Source organism: Bacillus sp. DJP31 (assembly GCF_049310945.1).
Lineage (GTDB): Bacteria > Bacillota > Bacilli > Bacillales > SA4 > Bacillus_BS.
Genome location: NZ_JBMERO010000015.1, coordinates 30,143 through 50,159, shown reverse-complemented (window position 1 = coordinate 50,159; position 20,017 = coordinate 30,143). Strand labels below are relative to the sequence as shown.

The window sequence follows — 20,017 nt, the reverse complement described above, 5'->3', positions numbered from 1 at the left end:
TTGAGTTGATAGATATATTCTAGAAAACACAAACAGTTCGGAGGCATTGTCTATGAAGCAATTTAAATCTACCAAAACCATTCACACTTCCAGATATCTTCTTATATATTAATATCCCAAAGCCGTTTTACTCTAAAAAAATAATTAAATAGTCAATATGTATCATATAAAATCATGCGTTATGAGTATAAAGCACCTTGTATGGCAAGGTGGAAACTTTTAATATAAAAGTATCGCGATCGTACGAAATGGCAAAACTGTTGAAAGATGGTGACGCAAAGCTATAGGGACTAAAGTCAATAGACAAGGTCAGCCAGCTGTCGAATACAACTCCTACGATTTAGTGAAAATCGCTTTGTTTGAAGGAGTTCTCATGTGATGAAAACGTTGATTTATTATTGGCACAAGTTCAATTATATAGAATATGAGCTTTTAGTAGCTGAGTGTTTAAATGAAGAAGTAAAAGTGAAGTTAAAAAGGAAACTAGACTTTCATTATAAGAATTATCAAGGTATAAAGCATTCAATATAAAATCGAGGCCAATCCATTCAAGTGGATTGGCCTTATTTGATCTGGTGAGAAGAGATAAAGAGATACAACAAGTACCTATCCCTGTTTAAGACAATAATAAATGGAAACACTGATGAGACTAGGAAAAACAGGGAGAATGATGCTCGATGAAAAAGTTGAGATTGTTCATCATGATCGTAATTTTGATTTTGGGTGCAGGATATTTCTTGCTTTATTTTACTTTTATCAAAGAGATACCAGAACTAGAGGAACAACGAGCTAGTACCTTAGACAGAGAATTGGGTCTCGAGGATAGTGTCAAGAGTAGTTATCCTAAAGTAAGTTCAAAAAATCAGCTGGAATCAGATGAAGTTGTTATCAGAGAGTTGGAAGAGGATCATGCTCTTCCCATTGTGGAAAAGTATCGTGATTCAATAATAGCACTAGAGACACAGGCTACCACTGAACTTAATAGGTTAGTGGAAGAAGCTTATCAAGAGTATGATAAAAACACACAAAGCGAGGGAAATCATTCTACAATCGACTTATACATGAAGTATTATTCAGCAGCCATTTCGCTAGAGAATAAAATGGATATAGCCTTCAACAAACTATATGGAGCCCTTGAAAGGGATTTGAAATCAAACGGGTTAAGTCTATTGTACGCCGAGCGAGTAAGGGAAAAGTATATAAGCGTAAAAGAAAAAAGAAAATCAGAGCTATTGAAGGAAGCTTTGGAAGGAATGTGAATTTGTATGAGACTTTAGTGATAAATACAGTTCAGATCTGAATTCAACATAAGGAATTAATAAAAAGTAGAGTTGCTCCGCATGGCACTTACTATATATAAGTAAGGCCTATCGATTAAGATAAATATTATTTTAACCCAACCAAACAACGAAAGCCAAATGGGAATACTCAAAGTTGTGCTAAAGAGAAATCCTTTCATAAATTTTCCTTCATTATCATGCATAAAAAGCCCTCCAATTTATTGTGTAAGCGCTTAACTTAGTGTTAATACTAATCTATTCTTCCAAAACTGTCATTGACGTAGATTGTCGGAAAAGGAAGATGACTGTTTATCTCTCGACATTTTATGAGGAAACATAAAAAAAAAGTTCCTCTTTGGAACTTCTTAAGACTTTTTATCCTACTAAAAAAGCTGTTTACGATTACCATTCCCGATTTTCACGAAAACACGTCCAGTTTCAATACACTTGAAAAGGCGGACACGGAAAAAGGTTAAAGGAGTCCATATTTCTTTAAATGTAAAGTAAGGCATACTAATTTATCCCCCTTAATAAATAGTTGGGGTAGCTGGCTGGCATATCTAACGACTTAGCCCCTCTAGCTTTGCGACACTACTTTTCAATAGATTTGCCTTTTCACTTATAGAAAGAATAGCATACGGAATTAGAAAAAAATGTCGCAATTTGTCGCTAGAATTACATTAATAAAAAAAATTAAATAAAGTTTTTTGTATAAAATAACTAGTTATATTCCAATTTAATGGTAGAATACTAGTTACTACATACTATTAAAGGAAGAAAATGATGAAAACTAGTACTATATCAAAACCTTTACTACGAAAAGATCAATTTCTCCAGATCTTGTTGAAATTGCAGGAGAGCATAGGTAGTTCTCCCTTGTTGTCTGAAAGAGACTTAATTGAACTAATCAAGAAAAATATTCTTTCTGAAGAAGTAGAATATAAACGGTAAGAGGCTGTATTCCAACATGTAGAGATGCATTGTCATACCGTTTTAAACATTCATCTAAAGGAATGGCCTCTGATTCATCTCCCATAATCCAATCGATAAAACAATAATAAGTGTCACATACAGAACGATTAACCCACGAGTCCTTCCTTTTTGTTTATAAAATGAAACAAGTAGGAAAGGTAGTAATAACCCACAGCTTACCCCCATTATGTTTGCGATCCCATCAAGAAATTCGGTACTCCGATCCGGATCTGAAAACTGCCTGTATTCCTCAATGATGCCGATTAATATGAGGAAAAACCAAACCAAACTTAAGTTTCGTCTTGAATAGCCTATTGGAGTCAAGGTAAGCACCATTATTCCGATTAAAAATGAAATGATTAAAAATCCAAAAAAGTGCATTTGCTTATCAATGCCTATAATTAAATCAATATTGATGCTATCCACGATGATCCACGCACCTTTATCTCCTGTTAGGGTTCATCACTCTCGTCAAATCCTTTTGTAAGGAAACTGACTCATTGATTTATACCTTTATCGTCAATTATGGTCTTTGAAAAGAGTAGATAAACATCTAAACTAAAAAGCATAGTTCTGTGTTATTATGTGCAAGCTGCGTTTGACTTCTGTAAAAACTTAAATGAAAAAAACGACAAAGCCATAGTAGGCTTTATCGTTCAATTAGTTAATGCTAAATGGTCTTTTAATTTTGTGGATAGATTGATTCTTTCTTCCTCTGGTACCACATAATAATAAATCTTATTGATCGTTGCTCCACTTCCATTTACCTGAAACTGTTCAAGATTATGTCGTGCCTCTTGATAGTTTGCTTGGATATCAATCATTTGATCAAAAGAAAGATTGGTTTTTATATTTTCCCCAAGAACATTTAGGATTTCACCGTGCTTTCCAAGAGAGGAGAAGCTAGCTCCTTTTTGGATAACCCCCATAATAATTTGCTTTTGACGGTCCTGTCGGCCAAAATCACCTCTTGGATCTTGGTAACGCATTCTAGAATACGATAGAGCTTGCTCCCCGTTAAGGTTTATTTGTCCTTCATTAAAGGTATATCCACCTTCAGTAAATGAGAAGGGATTCGTAACCGTTACTCCACCTACTGCATCTACTATTTCTTTAAAACTCTCCATGTTCACTTTTATATAGTAATCAATCGGAATATCTAAGAAATTCTCAACCGTATCAATAGCCATGTCAGTTCCCCCAAAGGCGTAGGCATGATTAATTTTATCGTCGAACCCTTTACCAATAATTTCTGTACGAGTGTCACGCGGAATGCTGACCATCTGCATCGATTGCTTTTCGGGGTTAACGGTCATCGCAATTAGGGTGTCCGATCGACCAACGTCGTTTGTTCGTTCATCAACTCCCATAATCAAGACCGATATAGGATCCTTCTGGGTAAACTCAACTTGCTCTATGCGCTTCTCTGACTTTTTCTTAGTAGGTGCCTCATACATTTCTTTTGCTGCACTTTCGACAGAATAATAGATAGAATACACATACGCAGAGGTTCCTAGTAGGATGGCTCCAACGATACTAAGAGTAATCCATAGCCACTTTTTTGATTTTTTCTTTGTGTTTATTCTTTGCTCTTCCATTTTTTCAAGTCCAATCTATAGTGAAATTTATTGTTTTTTATAAAACGGTACAACCTACAATTTAACAGTCTTATCTAACCCAGTCAATCCATGTTTTTCTAGCAAATTATACTAACTAATTCTTTAGACGAGATTGTGATGAATTAAGTTTCAAACTATTCATTTAGATAACTCTATTATATATGGTTGCAACGAGGGAATTAAGGTTTTTACAGTAAATTTACAAAATCGGTATGAAAAATAGCCTGATTTGTAATATGATGTAAGAAGAACAATTTTTTCGTTGATTATATAGAAACAAAGGGGATGGAAAAATGAAAGTACGTAAAGCCATAATTCCAGCAGCTGGACTTGGGACAAGGTTCCTTCCAGCAACAAAGGCACAACCAAAAGAAATGCTACCAATTGTTGATAAACCAACGATTCAATACATTGTCGAGGAAGCCGTTGCTTCTGGAATTGAAGATATTATGATCGTTAGTGGGCGTGGTAAGCGTGCCATTGAGGACCATTTTGATAAGTCCTATGAGCTAGAAGAAACATTAGCTGGAAAAGAAAAATGGGATATTCTAGAGGAAGTACAAGCCATTTCTAATCTCGCAAACATTCATTATATTCGTCAAAAAGAGCCAAAAGGTTTAGGGCATGCGATTTATTGTGCGCGTAGATTTATTGGTAACGAACCATTTGCAGTCATGCTTGGTGACGATATTGTACAATCCGAAAAGCCTTGCTTATTGCAACTAATGGATGTTTTTAATCGTTATCAAACGAGTGTGGTGGGTGTTCAGCAGGTTCCAGATGGAGATGTTTCTAAATATGGAATTGTTGGTTATAAAGGAAGTCAGCTTGAAGATAATCTCTTAAATGTTGAGACACTTGTAGAGAAGCCGTCACTAGCAGATGCACCTTCTAATTTTGCCATCATGGGGCGTTATATTTTACGACCCGAGATTTTCGATATTCTTGGCAACCAGGCTCCAGGAGCGGGTGGAGAAATTCAGTTAACTGACGCCATACGAACTTTAAATGAAATGCAGGCTGTACTTGCCTATAACTTTGAGGGAATCCGTTATGATGTTGGAGATAAATTCGGATTTATCAAAGCAACCATTGATTTTGCACTAACAAGAAATGATCTTCGCGACGATGTGCTTGCCTATTTAGAGAAACTTATTAGTGAAAAAGGAATTATGAAGAATTAGTGATCTGGCAACAGGTGAAAGAGGACATGGGGACAGGTACCATGTCCCATTTTTTTGCTTTTTTTTTGAGTGACATGATACCTGTCCCTTTGTCTCTTTTAATTAACAAAAATTTTACAACATTATCATTATAATTAACTATCTATATAATATGATAGAAGAAGGGATATACTTCAACCCTTTCTGCAAGAATAAAGGGCTAATCACCTATGGTTTCTAGTAAAGGTCAGTCAAGTATATAAAAGGTATACATAAATTTCCTATTGAAAGGGTGTAGTGGCTTGAATATTACTGTCGCGGGGACTGGTTATGTTGGTTTGGTTACAGGAGTTTGCTTAGCTGAAATCGGTCAAAATGTAACGTGCTTAGATATCGATCATGAAAAAGTGATGAAGATGCAAGCTGGTATTTCCCCTATTTATGAGCCAGGGTTACAAGAGCTTATGCTACATAACATTGAGGAAGGTAAGCTTCATTTTACGACAGATATGGTTGAAGCCTACAGTCAAGCGAATGTTATTTATATTGCTGTGGGTACCCCTGAAAACGAGGATGGATCTGCTAATCTTTCGTATATTGATGAGGTTGCCACACATATTGCTAGACATATTCGACAGGATGTTATTGTTGTAACGAAGAGTACGGTACCCGTTGGCACGAATGATCGAATTAAACATATCGTGGAGTCGAACAAATCACCCGAATATAAGGTGGAGATTGTCTCCAATCCTGAATTCCTTCGTGAAAGCTCTGCTATTCATGATACATTCCATGGGGATCGAATTATCATTGGAGCAGAGAGTGAAGAAGCTGCAGCAGTGATTGAAGAGATTAATAGACCGTTTGGTATTCCTGTCATGAAGACAGACATCTACAGTGCTGAAATGATTAAATATGCTTCAAATGCCTTTCTTGCGACGAAAATTAGTTTTATCAATGAAATCGCAAATATTTGCGAAAAATTAGGTGCGAACATTGATGATGTGGCCTCTGGAATTGGACAGGATAAGCGAATTGGAACTCAATTTCTACATGCTGGAATTGGTTATGGTGGTTCGTGTTTTCCAAAGGATACAAAAGCACTGGTACAGATTGCGGGTAATGTGGAGCATAAGTTCGAGTTGCTAGAATCGGTCATCAAGGTGAACAATCGCCAGCAAGCTATGCTAGTAGAAAAAGCAAGGGAGTACTTTGGTACCTTAAAGGGGAAGAGGGTTGCCTTATTAGGGTTGGCATTTAAGCCGAATACAGATGACGTTCGAGAAGCGGCGTCCCTCGTAATAGCAAGGCAGTTGGTGCAGGACGGGGCGGATGTTATAGCATATGATCCTATTGCCATTGATAATGCAAGAGTCATTCTGGGAGACGTCATTTCGTATTCTTCCTCATTAGAAGAATCTTTAAAGGGTGCTGATATGGCATTTATTGTTACAGAATGGTCTTCTATTAAAGAGTTACCGTTGTCAAACTATCAACAGTGGATGAACACACCTATTATCTTTGATGGTAGAAACTGTTATCCTCTAGAGAAAGTAGAAGCTACTAGTATTTCTTATGTGTCTATCGGTAGACCGGCTCATCTATTACCTCATACGCAGAAGCAGTTAACTACAGAAGGTTAGTGCTTCTTTTTAGTTTTGGTTAGGAAAAGTATCATGATATATATTCACTCTCAAAAAGTGAATATAACAGCGCGAAAATCGGTGATCTGATTTAATTAGTTAAAGTTTCTATAAGATGAACATGAATTAGGGGAAATGTACTTTAACTACTCTTTTTAGTTTTGTGATAGAATTCTATATTAGAGGAAATTTGTAAGTAAAGAAGGGTGACAAATGAGTTCAAGAATTGAAAAAAGAAACGATAAAAAGAAAAGTAAGAAATTATTGTGGAAATCACTTCTTTTTATCTTCTCTCTAGTTATTTTAGTAATTGCCTACAGTGTTTACCAGTATTATGAAGGATTGAATGAAGCTGGTGAGTCAGAAGTTGTGAATATAAAGAATGAAAAAGTAGAGTTTAAAGGGATAAAGGATGAGATGGGTCGCATTAACGTCCTATTATTAGGAGTAGATTCACGCGGGGAAGAACAGTCAAGGACAGATACTATTATGATTGCCCAGTACAATCCTAAAAATGGTGAATCAAAAATCGTCTCAATAATGAGAGACATCTATGCAGAAATTCCGGGAAAACAAAACTACAAAATCAATACGGCTTACTTTTTAGGTGGACCAGAACTATTAAGGAAAACAATCAAACAAAATTTTGATATTGATATTGAGTACTATGCAGTAGTGGACTTTCAAGGTTTTGAGAAAATGGTTGATACGCTTGCACCTGGAGGAATTGAAATTGATGTAGAGAAGAAAATGTCATCTTTTCTTCATGTAGAGCTTCAGTCCGGACTTCAGCGTCTAAATGGGAAGGAACTTCTTGAGTATGCACGTTTTAGGCACGATGCTGAAGGAGATTTTGGACGTGTAAGGCGACAACAGCAGGTTATCAATACATTGAAGAGTGAATTATTAGGACTCTATGGTATCACCAAACTTCCGAAATTAACTGGAACGATCCAGCCTTATGTTGAAACGAATATGGACACAATGGATCGATTAGCCATTGCGAGAGATTTTATATTGAATCCTCCCGATGATATAAAGACACTAAGGATTCCAGTAGATAACTCATATGAAATGGCTGATTATGAACATGCTGGTTCTGTTATTGAAATAGATAAAGAGAAAAATAGTAAGGCATTAAAGGATTTCTTAAATGGATCGACTCTAGATGCACAGGAAAAAGCTACGGAAGAAACTAAAAATGAATAGTGATGATAAAATTTAAAAACCTTCTTGCTTAAATTAGAAGGTTCTTTATTTACAAAAAAAGGATACACATTTTAGTGTGACCCTCTCAATGGTTATTTATTGATTTCAAAGATATATTGAAGTAATAATGCAAACATTCCACAGTGAATCATTGTATTAATCAGGAAATTAATATTTTTATCATAAATAACAATCTTTCTTGTAGATAGACTAAAAAAGAACAAAACCGCAATAGGTATAAAATATCTCCCTTGTACGCCTAAAATTATTGGACCACCAACAGTTGTGAATCCTACGTAAAGAGCGGTGAAAATTAGAAAAGTAACAGAAAAAAAGGTGAATAAGAAGATAAGCCGATCCTTCAATCGATATTTTATTGATAACTCTGATTCATCATTTGTTATTCCGAAGAAAAACAACATAAATATAAATGTATAAATGACTATTGAAGGAGCGGGATAAAAGTAATTGGTAGCTACTTTACCTACCATCGATAAAATTTGAGAAGGTCCCTGCAACAAGAGTGTGTCAATAAAGTATTTTATGTAATGGAAAGGGTGTGTAAGGATAAAAAGCACCTGATTTTTTGGAGAAACACCAGGGTTCACTCTCAAGTCTGGAACTGATAAATTTGAGATATTTAAAACGTTCCAAACAAGGAAAGGAAGGGTACACCCAATTAAAATAATGATTGCCTTCTTCATAAAGTCCTTCTTATCTTCGAACTTTACTAGAGGAATGATTAAAAAGAGCAATATAATTGGAAGGTAGACGATCTTTGATAGTCCGACGAACAAGCCGATTAGTATACAAATTGCTATATGTTTACTCTTAATACTATCAATTTCTCCATATGCTAAATATAAAATGTATGAAACAAACAATAAGGCTGATGAATTAGTAATTGCGTCTGCTGATAAGGAGGTAGCCTGTATAATAGCCATAGGCATCAATGCTACCAAATAAAACAATTTCTTCTTTACTGGAACAATCATTATTGCAATATAAGCTATAGCCACGTAGGTTAAAAAGTTAATTATCCTTCCTAAAAACATCATCATGATAGGAGAGTCAAAGATTACTCTTCCAACTATCATTCCAAGAGCTTGAGGAATGTAGATTATAGGAGCATAGGAACTTGCATAGTTGCGGATAAAAATACGATCATCTGGATTTATTTTATTGTGGAGTGCATCTTTTACATCAGTATATCTATACCCCTCTTGGTGAATAAATCTTACTTCCTGAACAGTATTCATTAAGCTTAGTGGTAAGTAATTTCCTAACCCTTGCTCAGTTACTTGATTAGTAAACTTACCTTCAGAAACCTCAAATGAACGATAGTAATGTTCAAGCTCATCTAAGTGGTCGAATGGGGGTACAATCAATGTTAAGATCAGCCCTACAGGAATTGAAGTTACAAGAAATACCTTGTGAATCTGGTCCTTGTATCTTCTAATAGCAATAGAAGTTAGGACAAAAATAAAAAGTATTGTTAAACCCAATGAAACAAAAACAACTTTGCTTAGTATTGGCTTTATTTTTTTAGCTTCTACATCGATTACTTTAAAATGTAAATCACCCGGTTCCGTAAAACCGTCTATAGTTAATCCACCAAATTTATAGTAATCTGTTGAGCTCTTCCAAACAGTAACTGAATTTCCGCTAACCAGATCTTGACTTACTATATTAATTTGATATTCTTTTTCCATTGCATTTTCTACTTGACGGAAATCTAAGTTAAGATCTATTCCCTCTAGTAAATCAGATAGGTGAATATCTTGTTTAAAGATCAAATTGTTCTTTTCCATATCATGTAATTCAACCGAGATGATACCTGTGTTCTGCCTGTTGTATGTCTTAAAAGGAATTTGAATTCTTGAAAATTCCTTCTGAGTGGAGATAAATGTTTGAGAAATCTTCATATTTCCTACTATTTCACCAAGTGTGTCTTCACTCCTATTCAAGCTTAGGACTGTATTTTCTACCTCTCTCGGAGCAATGAAGATCCCTCTATTTTCATAAATATATAAAGAAAATAATAAAAACACGACTGTAACAATAACCAAAGGTAACCAGGAATTTTTCAATTCAGTATGTAATAAATTTCTTAACCTATCCATTTCAACTAAAACTCCTTCATTTTACAACTAAGTAAACACCTATCAATATTACTCCTGTACCCACCCACCTAGAAATCGGGATATGCTCCTTAAAAATAAAGAGTGCAATGAACAGGGCAATAACATAGGCAAGACTTTGCAGGGGATACAGAAAACTCAGAGGTAATTTTGATAAAAGGTACATCCATATCCCAGTTGCAACGATATAGAGGACAAATCCTAGGAAAATAAATGGAGAAAAGAAGAATTGGATCAGCTTTTGAAAAATATTTCCGCTAAGTTGTAAGTTTTCCAAACCGATTTTCCACACGGTTTGGCCGCCTACAAGACAGAGGATATTTAGAATGATAAGAGCAATTTTCATTTTAATTCCCTCATTTCTCAACCGAACTTGAATTCTGCATTTTTTCAACCTCTTTTTTCAATATACCTACTTCTTGGACAAGTTGAGTAAGTTTATTAGAAATTCCAGAAATGGTTAGAGTAAGGCTAAAAATAAGACAGAATTGAAAGACAAAGGATAAAAGGAAGATGGCATTCACTGGTTCCTTTATACTTAATAATTCAGCTATCAATACAGCAATGTTAGAAAAGGCTGCAAGCAAGACATTGATCGTGCAAAAGAACAACCAGAGCAATGAATATTTTAGCTCCAAATTATATTTTCGAATCATATTAATAATGGCCATGAACGTGATAATTGATGCGATAACCAGGATAATCTGAAGTTGGGCAGTGATCATAGAATACTCCTCTTTACTTGCTCGGGATTTTAAGTTAGACCAATTTTTCTTAAGTTATCAATTAAAATGGCTAGTGAAACTTTAATCATGTAATATACAGATTTTATTGCATTTATACTTGATTCTCCGCCTGTTCTTTCTAGCATAACAACGGGTACTTCTTCAACAGAATAATTGTTTCTTAATAAATAAACAATAGATTCAGGCTCCGGATAATCATGAGGATATCTCTTGCTAAAAAGTTCAATGACCTGACGATTGCAAGCTCTAAATCCTGAAGTAGGATCAGTAATCCTCTTATTATTTAGAATTTTAATTAGAAAACTAAAGTAATGGATTCCAACGCGCCTAATAAATGTGGATTGAAATCCTTCTTTATTCAGATATCTAGAACCTATGACAAGATCAGCCTTTCCGTCAACAATTGGCTTAATCAGTTCCTTAATATAGGCAGGATTATGCTGACCATCACCATCGACTTGTATAGCAATATCATAACCATGCTTCTCAGCATATTTATAGCCAGTTTGGACTGCGCCGCCTATTCCTAAGTTTGAAGGAAGATCTATTACATTAAGACCCAATTCTATGCATACCTTTGATGTTCGGTCCTTTGAACAATCATTTATAATAATTACATCTACCTTATCTACTTTCTCAAATAGTTTAACTAAGTGTTGGATGCTCTGCTCTTCATTAAATGCAGGAACAATGGCTAGAATCTTCACCGAAATGCCTCCTATTCAATCTGCTTTTACTGTAAAACAAGTTGTATAATTTATGAAAACATTATCGTTCCTATCATACATATTACTATAGCATTTTACCATATGGTTCTGTCTTAGTCTTAGCATATACTAATAAGTCAGATTATCCGAAATTTGGAGTTTGATTTTTCTCCTTAGTAAAATCCTCTTATTTTCTTAAATTCTTTTCTGCGTATCCTTTATGCAAAAGATCTCATCTCCTAAGTGGAAATTATCAATCGTATGAAAAATAACTTGATAGATTACGAATCTATTTAAGTAGAATTATGTCAAAAGTATCCGAAATAGGTAAAAAGATGGTGGGGATTTTGTCGTTTTGTATGATATTATGTTATTGATAGGACTAACTCTGTTGTTTTTTTCTAGATATATAACTATTAAATTATTTATAACTATTAATTTATTAATTAACTACTATAAAAAATCTTTATTTATACCACAGAGAAGGGATTGATTGAATTTTGTATTTGAAGTTTTCAAAAATTGTGGCGCCACTCATGTTGTTTATGTTATTGACAAATCAGGCAACTTCCGCAGAAGTAAATACAGTATTCCAACCGAAACCAAGTAAAGAAGTTCAATACAATTGGGGGTGGGGAAGTCCAGGGAATGGTTTGCCTGCAGATCACTTTACGGCTCTCTTTGATCAATCAGGTCAGTATAAGCGAGGAGATTATTTCATTCAATCCTTTGCTGATGATGGTGTCAAAGTAGAGGTAGATGGAAAATACCTTATTGACCGATGGAGTGGGTATACAGGGACTGTCGATCGGGCTTTGTGGTTAGGAGTGACTGAGGGGCAGCATACCATAAAAACCCATTACTTAGAAAATGTGGCTATAGCTGCAGTATCCTCTCATATCGTTCCACTCGATTCATGGCTTGCTTACTATTATCCGAATAACAGCTTAACAGGTATGCCAACAACAGCTAAAATAATTCAGCCAGTTGGGACACAAAAGAAGTTGGTACAAAATTATGGATATGGTGCTCCGGCAGAAGGAATACCAAGTGATCATTTTACTGCTCGATATACAACAGCAAAGCGAGTGCAAGCTGGAGAGTATATTTTGCGAACAAAGGCTGACAATGGGATTCGTGTTTATGTAGATGGGAAAAAGGTGATTGATCGTTGGACGAACGGTTCTATGATCGAGCAAGGAGTGAAAATTCAAATTTCAGATCTGGCAGATGCAAAAGCTGGAGAGAAGGATATTCACTGGATCGAAGTAGAGTATCGTGAGGATATCGGAAGTGGACAAGTTGAATTCTATCTTGAGTCTTTTCAATCTGCAACCGAAGATGCATGGGTTGGTGAGATATACCCAAATACTAATTTTGAAGGAATTCCATATGCAATGGGTGGAAAGAATGCTTCAGAACCGATTGCTAGTATCAATTTTGATTGGGGATGGGGTCTTGGTTCACCGCATACAGAAGTAAAGGGTGATCATTTTACAGCCCGTTATACGAAGAAAATAAACCTAGAGGCTGGGAACTATCTTTTCACAGCGCAAGGTGATGATGCAGTGAGGGTTCTAGTAGATAACAAGGTTGTACTAGATGCTTGGACTAGTAATGATTTTAAACCCAAACATGAGATCGTTCCAATAAGTAGTGGAAGTCACAAGGTCGTGGTGGAATATATCGAACAAGTCGGGGCAGCTAAACTAGCTTTTGATTATAAAAAGATGGCACAAATGCCAACTGTAACAGGGAAAGATGTTCAAAAAAATTGGGGCTGGGGCAGCCCGGGAACCGGCATTCCAGCTGACTATTTTATGGGTGTATTTGATCAATCTGGAACCTATTCTAGCGGAGATTACTTCATTCAAACCTTCGCAGATGACGGAGTCAAGATGGAGGTCAATGGTCAATGGCCGATAAATCGTTGGAGTGAGTATACAGGCACCACTGATCGCGCATTGTGGTTAGATGTAGACGGAGGTCGTCAGCATACAGTAAAAACTCATTATTTCGAGAAAGTCGCAGGAGCCGCGGTCTTTTCACATGTTGCACCTCTTGATTCATGGCTTGCTTACTATTATCCGAATAACAGCTTAACAGGTATGCCAACAACAGCTAAAATAATTCAGCCAGTTGGGACACAAAAGAAGTTGGTACAAAATTATGGATATGGTGCTCCGGCAGAAGGAATACCAAGTGATCATTTTACTGCTCGATATACAACAGCAAAGCGAGTGCAAGCTGGAGAGTATATTTTGCGAACAAAGGCTGACAATGGGATTCGTGTTTATGTAGATGGGAAAAAGGTGATTGATCGTTGGACGAACGGTTCTATGATCGAGCAAGGAGTGAAAATTCAAATTTCAGATCTGGCAGATGCAAAAGCTGGAGAGAAGGATATTCACTGGATCGAAGTAGAGTATCGTGAGGATATCGGAAGTGGACAAGTTGAATTCTATCTTGAGTCTTTTCAATCTGCAACCGAAGATGCATGGGTTGGTGAGATATACCCAAATACTAATTTTGAAGGAATTCCATATGCAATGGGTGGAAAGAATGCTTCAGAACCGATTGCTAGTATCAATTTTGATTGGGGATGGGGTCTTGGTTCACCGCATACAGAAGTAAAGGGTGATCATTTTACAGCCCGTTATACGAAGAAAATAAACCTAGAGGCTGGGAACTATCTTTTCACAGCGCAAGGTGATGATGCAGTGAGGGTTCTAGTAGATAACAAGGTTGTACTAGATGCTTGGACTAGTAATGATTTTAAACCCAAACATGAGATCGTTCCAATAAGTAGTGGAAGTCACAAGGTCGTGGTGGAATATATCGAACAAGTCGGGGCAGCTAAACTAGCTTTTGATTATAAAAAGATGGCACAAATGCCAACTGTAACAGGGAAAGATGTTCAAAAAAATTGGGGCTGGGGCAGCCCGGGAACCGGCATTCCAGCTGACTATTTTATGGGTGTATTTGATCAATCTGGAACCTATTCTAGCGGAGATTACTTCATTCAAACCTTCGCAGATGACGGAGTCAAGATGGAGGTCAATGGTCAATGGCCGATAAATCGTTGGAGTGAGTATACAGGCACCACTGATCGCGCATTGTGGTTAGATGTAGACGGAGGTCGTCAGCATACAGTAAAAACTCATTATTTCGAGAAAGTCGCAGGAGCCGCGGTCTTTTCACATGTTGCACCTCTTGATTCATGGCTTGCTTACTATTATCCGAATAACAGCTTAACAGGTATGCCAACAACAGCTAAAATAATTCAGCCAGTTGGGACACAAAAGAAGTTGGTACAAAATTATGGATATGGTGCTCCGGCAGAAGGAATACCAAGTGATCATTTTACTGCTCGATATACAACAGCAAAGCGAGTGCAAGCTGGAGAGTATATTTTGCGAACAAAGGCTGACAATGGGATTCGTGTTTATGTAGATGGGAAAAAGGTGATTGATCGTTGGACGAACGGTTCTATGATCGAGCAAGGAGTGAAAATTCAAATTTCAGATCTGGCAGATGCAAAAGCTGGAGAGAAGGATATTCACTGGATCGAAGTAGAGTATCGTGAGGATATCGGAAGTGGACAAGTTGAATTCTATCTTGAGTCTTTTCAATCTGCAACCGAAGATGCATGGGTTGGTGAGATATACCCAAATACTAATTTTGAAGGAATTCCATATGCAATGGGTGGAAAGAATGCTTCAGAACCGATTGCTAGTATCAATTTTGATTGGGGATGGGGTCTTGGTTCACCGCATACAGAAGTAAAGGGTGATCATTTTACAGCCCGTTATACGAAGAAAATAAACCTAGAGGCTGGGAACTATCTTTTCACAGCGCAAGGTGATGATGCAGTGAGGGTTCTAGTAGATAACAAGGTTGTACTAGATGCTTGGACTAGTAATGATTTTAAACCCAAACATGAGATCGTTCCAATAAGTAGTGGAAGTCACAAGGTCGTGGTGGAATATATCGAACAAGTCGGGGCAGCTAAACTAGCTTTTGATTATAAAAAGATGGCACAAATGCCAACTGTAACAGGGAAAGATGTTCAAAAAAATTGGGGCTGGGGCAGCCCGGGAACCGGCATTCCAGCTGACTATTTTATGGGTGTATTTGATCAATCTGGAACCTATTCTAGCGGAGATTACTTCATTCAAACCTTCGCAGATGACGGAGTCAAGATGGAGGTCAATGGTCAATGGCCGATAAATCGTTGGAGTGAGTATACAGGCACCACTGATCGCGCATTGTGGTTAGATGTAGACGGAGGTCGTCAGCATACAGTAAAAACTCATTATTTCGAGAAAGTCGCAGGAGCCGCGGTCTTTTCACATCTTGTACCTCTTGATTCATGGCTTGCTTACTATTATCCGAATAACAGCTTAACAGGTATGCCAACAACAGCTAAAATTATTCAGCCAGTTGGGGAACATAGCTTAGTTGAAGATTTTGGTTCAGGTAGCCCAGAACCTAAGACAATACCAAGCGATAACTTCTCAGCACGATATACGACAGCTAAGCGATTACAAGCTGGAGAGTATATTTTGAGGACAAAGGTAGATGATGGGGTTCGTGTTTATGTCGATGGTAAAATGGTTGTTGATCGTTGGACGAACGGATCTATGCTTGAGGATGGAGTAAAAATCCGAATTTCGGATAGAAATTCCGCCAGTGCCGAAGAAAAGGATATTCATTGGATTGAAGTAGAATATCTAGAGAACACAGGTAATGGAAAAGTAGAATTCAAACTTGAATCCTTCCAATCCGCCATTGATAATTCGTGGGTGGGAGAAATTTTCCCTAACCAGAATTTTGAAGGAATCCCATTTGTAATGGGTGGGAAGAATTCGGCTCAGCCAATATCAGATATTAATTTTAGCTGGGGCTGGGGACTTGGATCACCACACAAAGAGGTAAAGGGTGACCAATTTACAGCACGCTATACAAAGGAAGTTACTCTTAATGCGGGTACCTACTTGTTTAATGCAAGTGGAGACGATGGAATCCGAGTATTTCTCGATGGGCAGTTACTAATAAATGGTTGGCAAAATAGTGTGTCAATCACGAAGAGGCAAACTGCTTATGTAGAAAGTGGAAAACACACCATTGTAGTAGAATATTATGAGAATGTGGGTAATGCTACTCTTTCATTTGATTATGAATTTATTAGCCCGAACAAAGTTTATTTCCAATCCAATCAACAGCTTGAATATACTTGGAGGTTAGGCGGGCCTATAGGATTTCCAGTTGATGGATTTGAAGCACTATTTGATCAATCTCAATATTTAGTAGGTGGAGATTATTTCATTCAAACTTTTGCAGATGATGGAATTAAGGTAAAAGTGAATGATGAATTGAAGATTAATAGATGGACAGATTCAGGAGGTGTATTGGATACCTCACTTATGTTAAATACACAACCAGGCTATCATAAGATACTTACTAGCTATTATGAAAAAACTGGGGATGCTCAAGTTTTATCACATGTTGCACCTTTTGATACATGGGTATCCTATTATTATCCTAATGCTAGTTTAAGTGGAAAGCCGATTGTAACAAAGATGCTTCAACCTGTTGGACAATACAAAGCTCTATCTGAAAATAATAGCAGTGGTTCTCCAGTTCCTAATGTTATTGCTGCAGATAATTTCTCAGCAATCTATCGAACGGCTAAAAGAATACCTGCTGGTGAGTATGTAATAAGATCAAAAGCTGATGATGGGATCCAAGTGTACGTGGATGGAAAGCTTGTATTAGATCGCTGGACAACAGGAAGTTCTATGGATGATCTAAAGATTTCCATTAACGACAGAAATGTTTCGGATCCTAATGAAAAGAATGTTCACTGGATAGAGGTTAGATACTTTGAGCAAACTGAGAGTAGTCATATAGATTTCTTTTTACAGCCACTTGCGGATGTTATGAAAACAGATAGCTGGGTAGGTTATTTATATCCAAATACTAGTTTACAAGGTAATCCAATTGTTTTAGGTGGTAATGGAGCTCAAAACCTGATACAAGAATTGAATTTTGATTGGGGTGTAGGTCAACCTCACACTTTAATCCCTGCAGATAACTTTTCCGCTGAATTTGTAAAAAAAGCACATTATGATGCAGGAACCTATCAGATAGATACCAATTCTGATGATGGCATTCAGGTGCTTGTAGACGGAAAGGTGATAATTGATTCATGGACAAATGGTCCAAAAGTGAACAGGGTTAACGTTACTTTAAATGGTCAGCATGAAATCAAGGTAAAATATTTTGATTCTGCGTATGTAGCCAACTTAAAAGTGACCCTAACTCCACTAGAAGCAACCTCTTATTTGGAAATAGATTTAAGAACAAGAGCGAAAATTACTGCTGCCGAGATAGAGAGCTTTTTTGATAGAAAAAATAGATCAGATAGTCCACTTAGGGCTCTTGCACAAACTTTCATAAATGTTCAAGAAAAGTATGGTGTAAATGCACAATATTTAGTGGCACATTCCATTCTTGAAACTGGTTGGGGTGGTTCAAACTTAATCAATTTTAAGAATAATTTATATGGGTATGGTGCTTACGATGTTTGTCCATTTACATGTGGATACTATTTTCCAACTAAAGAGGCTAGTATTACAAGGGTAGCCTATCAAATTAGATACGACTATTTAACAGAAGGCGGAGCATACTATAACAATCCCAATCTACCGGGAATGAATGTTAGATATGCGACGGATCCAGAATGGGCAAATAAGATTGCTAGAATAATGGCAGATATAAAAACATTTGATGGCAAGTACTACAAAGATGCGGTTATCTTACAAGCGTCAAATGAAAAACCTGCTTCACTAGTTAGAGACATTCCAGTTGGATTACCCTATCCAACAGATGTTATCATTAATTTTGACAGAGAAATTAATGCCGTAGTCAATAATGATGGTCTAAAGCTGAGGTCATTGCCTTATGTGACTTCTTCAACATTCATTAGCTCTTTAGCACCAGGTACTCCAGTTAGAGTCATTGGATATAATACGGATGTACGAACTGGATATCCTTATCCTTACTTTGATAAATGGTATAGAGTCAACGTTAACGGACAAGTTGGATGGTTATATGGAGAACATTTAAATATTACATGGTGATAAAATGCTAGATTAATAGTTTTTAAGATAAAAGATACCCTCAAATGGATATTGCCATTGAGGGTATCTTTTTATTTAGGTTAGCTTTACAAGAAAAATTAAGTTTGAATTGTTTCTTAACTGAATTTTATTCTGAATAAAAATACCCAAGAAAACAGACGAATTTTCGCATCCTTACTTGGGCAATTAATAAGCATTTACTTTGAAAATTTTGATACTGCAGAAGTAGGTATCCCTAAATGGGTACGTAACTCATCTGACAAAGCCTGTCTGATCGTATCCTCTACAATAACGTAGGATTTACCGCGATTCTCAACTTCACCCTCGATTTCTAATTTCTCGATGTTTTCAGCAGCAGGTTTGTAGTCAAACTGTATATCAACCATTTGATCTAGAGTTAGATTTGTTTCAATGTTATTTTGTAAAGCGATTAGTATATCCTCGTAATTTGCTACAGAAGAAATAGATGCGCCTTTCCCAATTACCTTTGAAATTACTTCTCTTTGCCTTGCTTGGCGACCAAAATCTCCTAGGGGATCTTCTTTTCTCATTCTAGCGTATTGTAATGCTTCTTCACCGTCTAAATGATGTGGGCCTTTAGATAAATAGGTTCCATCTAATTCAAATGAATGTTCGTTTACTACATCAATCCCACCCACTGCATCAACTATATCTTTAAATCCTTCCATGCTTATTTGAACATAGTAATCAATTGGTACATTCAAGAATTCTTCAACAGTATCAATGGACATTTCAATCCCCCCAAAGGCATAGGCATGGTTGATTTTGTCATACTTGGAATTTTTAGGTTTCTCTTTGTCGATCAACCTAGTTCTAGTATCACGTGGGATACTTAGTATTTTGGTTGACTCCTTCTCAGGATTAATAGTCATTACTAGCATGGAGTCTGTTCTCCCTGAATCTCCGTCACGCTTATCAACACCAACTAGCAATATTGAGATAGGATCTTCTACCTCAAACTCAACTTGTTCCTCCCGTTTATCCGATACATCTCTTGAGATTGGTTTATGCATTGTATCAACAGCTTTAACGATATCACTATAAAATTTATATACGAATAGGCCTAGAAATAGAAAAAACACTACAAGGCCAGTCAAAATTACACGGAACCATTTACTTTTCCTTTTCTTTTCTAATTTATTCGATCTTGTATTGGTCATATTTATTTACTCCTTTAAAAAATGACTATTTGGTGCATGAAGCCAAAATAGTATAAGCACTACAAAAAAGAACATGGGTATACAAAAACTGACATAAAAATGCTATAATTAATCTTTGTTAGTAAACAAAAGTAAAAGTCGGTTAACGAAGCAATCTTATATGGATAGGTTGTAAATGTATGTATCAATAACTATCATTCGTCAATTGAAA

At 36.5% G+C, this 20,017-nt stretch carries 13 protein-coding genes and 2 riboswitches; of the genes, 6 read left to right on the top strand and 7 right to left on the bottom strand.

Annotated elements, in window-relative coordinates; all coding sequences use genetic code 11:
- Positions 1-240 precede the first annotated feature (240 nt).
- Positions 241-325, top strand: a riboswitch (cyclic di-GMP riboswitch).
- A 53-nt stretch (positions 326-378) separates the two neighbouring features.
- Positions 379-531, top strand: a complete 153-nt coding sequence (locus ACOI1C_RS14500; protein ID WP_422511217.1) for a hypothetical protein — start codon at positions 379-381, stop codon at positions 529-531.
- A 146-nt stretch (positions 532-677) separates the two neighbouring features.
- A complete protein-coding gene (locus ACOI1C_RS14495; protein WP_422511216.1) occupies positions 678-1,259 on the top strand; it encodes a hypothetical protein in 582 nt (193 codons plus the stop codon).
- Between the two features lie 560 nt (positions 1,260-1,819).
- Positions 1,820-1,902: riboswitch (cyclic di-GMP riboswitch) on the bottom strand.
- Between the two features lie 383 nt (positions 1,903-2,285).
- Here the strand turns inward: ACOI1C_RS14495 and ACOI1C_RS14490 are convergent.
- Both ACOI1C_RS14490 and ACOI1C_RS14485 read right to left on the bottom strand, forming a co-directional pair.
- Positions 2,286-2,678 carry a VanZ family protein gene (locus tag ACOI1C_RS14490; protein ID WP_422511215.1) on the bottom strand — a complete coding sequence of 131 codons (393 nt, stop codon included), beginning with the start codon at positions 2,676-2,678 and terminating at the stop codon, positions 2,286-2,288.
- A gap of 230 nt (positions 2,679-2,908) precedes the next feature.
- Complete coding sequence (locus ACOI1C_RS14485) at positions 2,909-3,850, bottom strand: LytR family transcriptional regulator (RefSeq protein WP_422511214.1); 942 nt, start codon at positions 3,848-3,850, stop codon at positions 2,909-2,911.
- Positions 3,851-4,164: 314 nt separating this feature from the next.
- Here ACOI1C_RS14485 and galU point away from each other — a divergent pair, with 314 nt between their 5' ends.
- The 3 genes from galU to ACOI1C_RS14470 all read left to right on the top strand — a co-directional run bounded on the left by galU (position 4,165) and on the right by ACOI1C_RS14470 (position 7,886).
- Complete coding sequence (gene galU / locus ACOI1C_RS14480) at positions 4,165-5,055, top strand: UTP--glucose-1-phosphate uridylyltransferase GalU (RefSeq protein ID WP_422511213.1); 891 nt, start codon at positions 4,165-4,167, stop codon at positions 5,053-5,055.
- A gap of 281 nt (positions 5,056-5,336) precedes the next feature.
- Positions 5,337-6,677, top strand: coding sequence for a UDP-glucose dehydrogenase family protein (locus tag ACOI1C_RS14475; protein WP_422511212.1), 1,341 nt, complete (start codon positions 5,337-5,339; stop codon positions 6,675-6,677).
- A gap of 213 nt (positions 6,678-6,890) precedes the next feature.
- Positions 6,891-7,886 (top strand): LCP family protein, encoded by a 996-nt coding sequence (locus ACOI1C_RS14470; RefSeq protein ID WP_422511211.1) that lies wholly within the window; start codon positions 6,891-6,893, stop codon positions 7,884-7,886.
- A 92-nt stretch (positions 7,887-7,978) separates the two neighbouring features.
- Here the strand turns inward: ACOI1C_RS14470 and ACOI1C_RS14465 are convergent, their stop codons facing one another.
- The 4 genes from ACOI1C_RS14465 to ACOI1C_RS14450 are packed head-to-tail and all read right to left on the bottom strand — an operon-like array spanning position 7,979 to position 11,486.
- A complete protein-coding gene (locus ACOI1C_RS14465; RefSeq protein ID WP_422511210.1) occupies positions 7,979-10,009 on the bottom strand; it encodes a DUF2142 domain-containing protein in 2,031 nt (676 codons plus the stop codon).
- 16 nt (positions 10,010-10,025) lie between these two features.
- Complete coding sequence (locus ACOI1C_RS14460; protein WP_422511209.1) at positions 10,026-10,373, bottom strand: EamA family transporter; 348 nt, start codon at positions 10,371-10,373, stop codon at positions 10,026-10,028.
- A gap of 10 nt (positions 10,374-10,383) precedes the next feature.
- Positions 10,384-10,752: a DUF2304 domain-containing protein gene (locus tag ACOI1C_RS14455; RefSeq protein WP_422511208.1), complete on the bottom strand. Its 369-nt coding sequence runs from the start codon at positions 10,750-10,752 to the stop codon at positions 10,384-10,386.
- Positions 10,753-10,781: 29 nt separating this feature from the next.
- Complete coding sequence (locus ACOI1C_RS14450) at positions 10,782-11,486, bottom strand: glycosyltransferase family 2 protein (protein ID WP_422511249.1); 705 nt, start codon at positions 11,484-11,486, stop codon at positions 10,782-10,784.
- Positions 11,487-12,016: 530 nt separating this feature from the next.
- Here ACOI1C_RS14450 and ACOI1C_RS14445 point away from each other — a divergent pair.
- Complete coding sequence (locus tag ACOI1C_RS14445; protein ID WP_422511207.1) at positions 12,017-18,625, top strand: PA14 domain-containing protein; 6,609 nt, start codon at positions 12,017-12,019, stop codon at positions 18,623-18,625.
- Between the two features lie 197 nt (positions 18,626-18,822).
- Here the strand turns inward: ACOI1C_RS14445 and ACOI1C_RS14440 are convergent, their stop codons facing one another.
- Positions 18,823-19,806 (bottom strand): LCP family protein, encoded by a 984-nt coding sequence (locus ACOI1C_RS14440; RefSeq protein ID WP_422511206.1) that lies wholly within the window; start codon positions 19,804-19,806, stop codon positions 18,823-18,825.
- Between the last annotated feature and the right edge of the window lie 211 nt (positions 19,807-20,017).

Bases quoted from the DNA above. Each gene is read 5' to 3' on its own strand.
- ACOI1C_RS14500 (WP_422511217.1), top strand. From the start codon at position 379: ATGAAAACGTTGATTTATTATTGGCACAAGTTCAATTATATAGAATAT.
- ACOI1C_RS14495 (WP_422511216.1), top strand. From the start codon at position 678: ATGAAAAAGTTGAGATTGTTCATCATGATCGTAATTTTGATTTTGGGT.
- ACOI1C_RS14485 (WP_422511214.1), bottom strand. From the start codon at position 3,850: ATGGAAGAGCAAAGAATAAACACAAAGAAAAAATCAAAAAAGTGGCTA.
- galU (WP_422511213.1), top strand. From the start codon at position 4,165: ATGAAAGTACGTAAAGCCATAATTCCAGCAGCTGGACTTGGGACAAGG.
- ACOI1C_RS14470 (WP_422511211.1), top strand. From the start codon at position 6,891: ATGAGTTCAAGAATTGAAAAAAGAAACGATAAAAAGAAAAGTAAGAAA.
- ACOI1C_RS14465 (WP_422511210.1), bottom strand. From the start codon at position 10,009: ATGGATAGGTTAAGAAATTTATTACATACTGAATTGAAAAATTCCTGG.
- ACOI1C_RS14460 (WP_422511209.1), bottom strand. From the start codon at position 10,373: ATGAAAATTGCTCTTATCATTCTAAATATCCTCTGTCTTGTAGGCGGC.
- ACOI1C_RS14455 (WP_422511208.1), bottom strand. From the start codon at position 10,752: ATGATCACTGCCCAACTTCAGATTATCCTGGTTATCGCATCAATTATC.
- ACOI1C_RS14445 (WP_422511207.1), top strand. From the start codon at position 12,017: ATGTTGTTTATGTTATTGACAAATCAGGCAACTTCCGCAGAAGTAAAT.
- ACOI1C_RS14440 (WP_422511206.1), bottom strand. From the start codon at position 19,806: ATGACCAATACAAGATCGAATAAATTAGAAAAGAAAAGGAAAAGTAAA.